Below are 6,537 nucleotides of genomic sequence, written 5' to 3'. Positions count from 1 at the left end.
AAATTAAACCTTTTAAAAACTCTTAATTCTTTAAATAAAGAGTTAAATATCTTTATTTAATTAAAATAAAAAAGTATAAGCTTTAAAAAGAGAAAATAAAGAAATTTTTCTTTAAAAGCCAAATAAAATATGAATTATTCTTTAAAACAAAAATACAAGTTAAATTATTTGTTATTTTAAAAAATAATTGATTTAGAAAGAGTTTTTTACCTAAATTTTCTAAGAATTTTCTAAATAAAAAAATAATGAAAATTACATGATAAAAATGAAGAAAATAATAAAGAAATCCTTAAAAAAATAAATAAGGAACAATGAATTTTATAATTGAAAAATAAGTAAAAAATAAAAGAGAAAAATAGTCAAAAATATTGGTCAAAAAATCAACAATCTGAAGTAAAAATTAAAAAAGGAATTAAAAAATTAAACAAAATCTAAAAAATCATTAAATCTTATGACCAATCAAATAAGTTCCAGTGGTTTCATCAATATGGACTTTAATGAATTCTCCCAATTCAACATCCTGAACCACTACAGGAATATATGAATCTGTTTTTGCAATGAATCCACCTTTAGATCCTTTGCCAACCACCAATGCATTCAATTCCTTATCCTTCAATATCTTATTTTCCTCTTCAATGATTCCAAACTTGATGTCAGACAAATATTTGGACCTTCTTTTCATATCCTCAAAAGGAATGTTCTTAAGATTGGAAGATGTAGCACCTTCCCTATGCTGATATTTGGATAAGTGAATCAAATTGAATTTGATTTCCTCAATCAAATCTGCAGTCATCATGAAGTCCTCTTCAGTCTCTGTAGGATATCCTATGATTATATCGGTAGCTAATGTAATGTCCGGAATTTCCTCTTTGAACCTATAGACGATTTTCTTATAGTCCTCAACGGTATGATTTCTTTTCATATGCTTTAAGACTGCATCACTACCTGATTGAATAGGCAAATGAAGGAAATTGTATACCTTTTCCATCTTGAATGCATCAATCAAATCTTCAAGGTCACCGCCTATGTTCTTAGGGTGCATCATTCCAACACGCACCTTGAAATCTCCATCCAAACTGGCAACTTCCCTAATCAAATCGGCAAGCTTTTCACCGGTATCCTTACCGAATGCAGATGTATCCTGAGCAGTAAGTTCAATCTCTACACAGCCGTCTTCAATAGCTTGTTTGGCTTCGGCAACAATATCCTTAATAGGATAACTGTTTAAATGACCTCTTGCAAAACGTGTGCAGCAATAGGTGCAGGCTCCTAAACAGCCTTCACATATTTGGATAACATGAACACAAGGGTCTTGGCGTATCTTAGGAACACAAACCTTAGGCTCATCTGAAAAACCGAACTCTCTTGTAACCTCACCTGCAATTGCAGACTTAACTACATCTGCAGTTTTATTCAATTGATGAGGTCCAATCCAAGAACAATTCGGTCCAATGTCCTCAAGCTTTTTAGGATCCACTTCAACCATACATCCTGCAACAATGATTTTCTTGTCTGGAAATTCGCTTTGAAGCTTTTTGATTCTGTTGATTACCTTACTTTCAGTAGGCAATTTTACATAACAGGTGTTGACAATGATGGCATCCGCCTCTTCCTGACTGTCAACTATTTCAATAGCATTCGCATTTAGGATACCTGCCATAATCTCAGAATCTGCCTGATTGAATGTGCATCCATAAGTTTCTATAAATACTTTCATATTATCCTCAATTAGCATCTAATTTTAAAATATTTTCTAATCCATCCAAATAGGATTTAAATTGATTAATCATTTACGGTTTCTTATTTAAAGGTTTAGCCTGAACGATATATTTGGTCAAATCATAGTCATAATGATTGAACTTGACAGGTTTAGCATAAACCCTTTTGATAACCTTTGCCTTTGCATAACCTTTAGTTGTTTTTCTCTCTTCTGTTTTGATTACATGAACTCTTGCAACGTATTTGTCGATTTTAAGAATGTCATCAACTGCTATCTTAAAGTCACGTTCTGTTTCACATTTGAATGAAGCGACCTTTCCGTGCAAGTCGATTGAAACACCGAAACGTGCAGGAATCTCTTCTGATGATGCCCAAATAGTCCTTACATCACGAGCAATAGCTTTCTTAACTCTCTTTTCATCATCAAGTTCCAAAGAAGTAATTTTAACCTTTCCAAGTTCTGATATTAAGAAATCCCCAACAGCCAACTCTTCATCAGGGAATAAGTCAATGATTGTTTTATGAGTATCTTCATGTTCACTAATGATCAACCTATATGGTTTAGGATTGTCTTGGGTGACTCTTTCCTTATAAACAGAACCGCATTCATCACATTTCAATAGGAATTCTCTGATTTCCTTTGATTTGGCATTGATGACCTTATTCTTTAAGATGACTGCTTCATCAGAACCACAAACTGGACAAACCATATTTTTCACCTCACATTTTTTATAGAATAACATAACTAATACTAATTCAAATTGAAAACTTAAGTAAAAATAATAAATTAAAACATAAGAACATTAATTTTTCTCATGAAAAACTAAAAAAATAATTAAAAATAGCTATGTTATTAATTTAAATTAATAAATTTAATTGATTATTATAATATTATAGATTAAGTTAATTATAAACTTATGTATTGATTTTAAAAAACTCATCCAAAAATCAAAATATATTCTTAAGATAGACTTCAACATCTGAGTAAAAATAAAAGAAAAAACATATTTCAAAATGATGGCATTTAAAATAAAAGTTTGATTAATTTAACGAATAGTTTACCATAAAAACATTACGTTAAATAATCAACCTATCAATTTAATTAAACTTATTCTTTTTCTGCTAAATAATGTTTAACTAGACCACCATCAGACAATATATTTATCATGAATTCCTTAAAAGCCTGGAATTCAACTTCAATATTTTTGGTTTCATTGACGATGATTCCCTTTTCCAAATCAACTGAAAGAACATCACCATCATCTGCTTCAATGTCTGCAACAACTACAGGCAAACCAATATTGATGGCATTCCTATAGAAGATACGTGCAAATGATTTTGCAACAATGGCTTCAACACCTGCAGCCTTGATTGCTACTGGAGCCTGTTCCCTTGAAGATCCGCAACCGAAGTTTTCACCTGCAAGTATGATGTCACCTTGCTTAACGTTTTTAGTGAAATCCGCTCTTTCACCTTCAAGAACATGAAGTGCCAAATCCTTTGGATTGAATGTTCTCAAATATCTTCCTGGAATGATAACGTCAGTATCAATGTTATCTCCAAAATTCCAAACCTTTCCTCTAATTTCAGTCATAGTATTCACTACATATATAAATATTTAAAAAAAATAAAAATTATGGAATTCAATTCCATAACAAACAATTAAGTATTCTAACTAATTCCAATTCTTTCATTGAACTTATTTTTCAATTACATAACCATGGTTTTGAGCTTTGGTTACTTTTACACGGTCTTTACCTACTAATTCCTCTGCTGCTTTTACAATATCCTTATTGTTGTCATCAAATACAGTGTATAAAGTAGGGCCGAAGGAACTGATACCAGTACCATAAGCTCCTGCATCATCAAGGGCTTGCATAGTAGGCAAGTAATGTGGGTCTAAGCTGTGTTCAAGTTTATTGAACCCGACTTTTTGAAGTTCTTTAATTGCCCAACCAAAGTTAACAATGTCTTTTTCAAGCAAGAATGGAAGCAAATTCATCAAAATCAAATGAGAAACTTGTTCCACCTCAGTTTTTGGAAGAGGACAGTAAGTTTGGAATACATTAACTTCCTGTTGATCATGCATAGTCTCTTCCACTTCAGGCATTGCAAGCAAAATATCCCATTCTTCAGGGAACTCATATCTTGCGATTAATGTAGCAGGTTTTGCTTTAGATGCAGATGAAGGTAAAAATCCAGGCTTTTCTTCTAAACTGTGGCCTCCATCAACAATGAATCCACCTAAATCATGAGCAAAAGTACCTATACCAGAGGTTCCGCCTCTGCCAACCATAGCACTTAAGTCTCTGCTTGAGTATTCAAGTCCTGCAGTTGCAGTCATTAAATGAGCAGTACAAACTGAGATTTGAGTTCCAGAACCTAAGCCAGAGTGTGCTGGGTAAGCTTCTAAAACTTTAAAATGGAATCCGGATTCAATATCACAGAGTTCTGCAATTTTTTCAGCAGCTTTTGGAATCTTATCTTGACATTCTTCTATGGAATCTTGTCTAATTCCATCAGCAAATTCTAATGTATATCCTTTTTCATTTGTTTCTTCACTTTCTAATACAAATTGTGGATCGCTAAGTGCGAGACCTATACCACCATCAATTCTCTTATAAGACCCATTCATGTCGATAAGAGACATGTGTAATCTTGAAGGTGCTCTAATAATCATTTTTTCACGACCATTTTTAATTTATTCAATAACTGAATCGGATAATAAAACTTAGTCTTCCTCACACGATTCAATTATCAAATGGATAATTATGAATATTTAAAAATATTTTTTAAAAAATATTTAACAAACTTAAATGTTCACTATACTTAAATATTCATTTTTAATATATAAACTTTATTATATATATTAAAGGGAAATTGTATAAAAGTAGATAAAATTGTAAAAAAATAGTGAAAAGTAGAAAAATAATATAAAAAATAAAAAAATCTAGAAAAAATAGTCAAAATAAAGAAAAAGTATAAAGAAAAAATAAAAAAAGAAATTAAAAGAGAAAAAATTAATTAAATAATTTATTCATCCTCTTCTTCTTTTCCGGTCTTGTCATTAAATTCAGTCATTTTCTGATTTAATGGAACGGAAAATTCATCTTCAATTCCTTGTCTGTAGATAGAGTTCATTGTACAGAATGGAATAACTCTTCCATCAGGAACTGCATAATGGATAACGCAGTCTTTTACCCTATCGGTATCGAAGTTAAATGGATCCATGAAATGCATACAGGATACAAGTAATGAATTTACGTGGAATTCACCTAATGCATCATAGGATTGACTTTTGAAGATATCTAATAAGATCTTTTTCATATCTAATCCAGATGGAGCTTCATCCTCATTAATGATTTTAGGAAGGTTTTTAGCAGCACTTGCTAAAACTCTGGATTTGATACCGAAACCGCCATCTTCCAATTTGTCTGTGTATTTGTTCAAGAATGACAAGAACTTGTCAATGTCAATGAAACGGGTAATAGGTATGATTTTACCATTATCCATAAATATATAAGTAGCTGAACCACAGTGTTGGTGACAGTTTAATGTAACTGGAGGTTCTTCGTTTCTTAAAGCACCGATGAAACTGGATACAGGTTGAACGGATGTTGCTGAATAGAAATCATCTTTTGCAATTTGACCGTCAGTCTGTTCATCAACCAATTCTAAAAAGTCAGGGATTGTGATTCTTTGCTCTTCCACTTGGTCAGATGGAGTTCTTCCAGAGAATGATACTGGCTGGAAGTTTACACCGTGTACAATGTCGATGTTTTCAATAGCAAATCTGATGATGTCACCAATTTGCTGGTCATTGACACCTTTAACAACGGTAGGTACGATTACAACACCAAGTCCTGCTTCCCTACATTTTTCAATAGCTTCCAATTTTACATTTAAGAGATTTTTACTTCTTGCTATAAGATAAGGTTCTTCAGTAACACCGTCAAATTGCAAGTAAACGGTGTTTAATCCTGCATCTTTCAATTCCTGAGCATAACCTTCTTTCTTAGCAATCCTAATACCATTGGTAGCTATTTGGGTATGTGAAAATCCTTCTTCCCTTGCCATTCTGATTAAGTCAGGCAAATCTTTTCTTACGGTAGGTTCACCACCAGCATATTGAATAGCTGGAGCAGGAACAGGTTTTTCATTTCTTAAGTTCTTAAGCATTTGACGAATTTCGTCTTGAGTAGGTTCAAATAATTTTTTGGAAGTTGCTGCATTTGCAAAACAGATTGGGCATTTTAAGTTGCATCTGTTTGTAACATCAATCAAACCTAATACAGTGTATGATTCATGTTCGGAACAGATACCACAGTTTTGCGGACATTTTGCAACCTTATTCACCATAGGATTTTCCAAATCTTGAGTAATGGAGTCTACTTGATCAACTCTGTCGTATAACTCTGCATCACTCCAATAAGTATTTTTGAATTCCCCATGTTCTGGACATTCCTTTTTAATCCAGACTTTACCGTCCTCTTCATAAACCTCAGCATCTAAAGGTTTGAGGCAAATAGGACATAAACTAGTTGTATTTTTAATATGCACACTCTCACCACAATACTTTATTATAATTCTATGATTTTTGAAATTTATTTTTTAATAAGATTTAATATAAATTAAATTGATTCGATGAAGAAATTATATTTAGAAAGTAATTGATAATAAAATGAAATTGAAAATAAAATCTAATTTCAACATCAAATGCGAATAAAAATTAACAATTAAAACAAATAAGTAAATTTAGTTTATAAAAACCTTATCTTAACATAATAATTTTAATATATTCTTTATGGTATATAAACT

At 31.7% G+C, this 6,537-nt stretch carries 5 protein-coding genes; all 5 read right to left on the bottom strand.

The annotated features are described in order from the left end of the window. Positions 1 to 442: 442 nt before the first annotated feature. The 5 genes from ACKI67_RS07460 to tes all read right to left on the bottom strand — a co-directional run bounded on the left by ACKI67_RS07460 (position 443) and on the right by tes (position 6,279). The gene (locus tag ACKI67_RS07460; RefSeq protein WP_407462849.1) at positions 443 to 1,717 is read right to left on the bottom strand and encodes a tRNA (N(6)-L-threonylcarbamoyladenosine(37)-C(2))-methylthiotransferase; all 1,275 of its coding nucleotides are present in this window, start codon (positions 1,715 to 1,717) and stop codon (positions 443 to 445) included. 73 nt (positions 1,718 to 1,790) lie between these two features. Further along, a complete protein-coding gene (locus tag ACKI67_RS07455) occupies positions 1,791 to 2,429 on the bottom strand; it encodes an HVO_0476 family zinc finger protein (protein WP_407462848.1) in 639 nt (212 codons plus the stop codon). A gap of 398 nt (positions 2,430 to 2,827) precedes the next feature. Continuing rightward, positions 2,828 to 3,313 carry a homoaconitase small subunit gene (hacB, locus tag ACKI67_RS07450; protein ID WP_407462847.1) on the bottom strand — a complete coding sequence of 162 codons (486 nt, stop codon included), beginning with the start codon at positions 3,311 to 3,313 and terminating at the stop codon, positions 2,828 to 2,830. A 105-nt stretch (positions 3,314 to 3,418) separates the two neighbouring features. Further along, positions 3,419 to 4,399 carry a beta-ribofuranosylaminobenzene 5'-phosphate synthase gene (locus ACKI67_RS07445; protein WP_407462846.1) on the bottom strand — a complete coding sequence of 327 codons (981 nt, stop codon included), beginning with the start codon at positions 4,397 to 4,399 and terminating at the stop codon, positions 3,419 to 3,421. Positions 4,400 to 4,752: 353 nt separating this feature from the next. After that, on the bottom strand, positions 4,753 to 6,279 hold the full coding sequence (tes, locus tag ACKI67_RS07440; protein WP_407462845.1) for a tetraether lipid synthase Tes: 1,527 nt from the start codon (positions 6,277 to 6,279) through the stop codon (positions 4,753 to 4,755). Positions 6,280 to 6,537: the final 258 nt, after the last annotated feature.

The organism is Methanobrevibacter sp., from assembly GCF_045577275.1.
GTDB lineage: Archaea > Methanobacteriota > Methanobacteria > Methanobacteriales > Methanobacteriaceae > Methanobrevibacter.
Note: the sequence above shows the minus strand (reverse complement) of the source record. Positions and strands in the feature narration are given on the sequence as shown.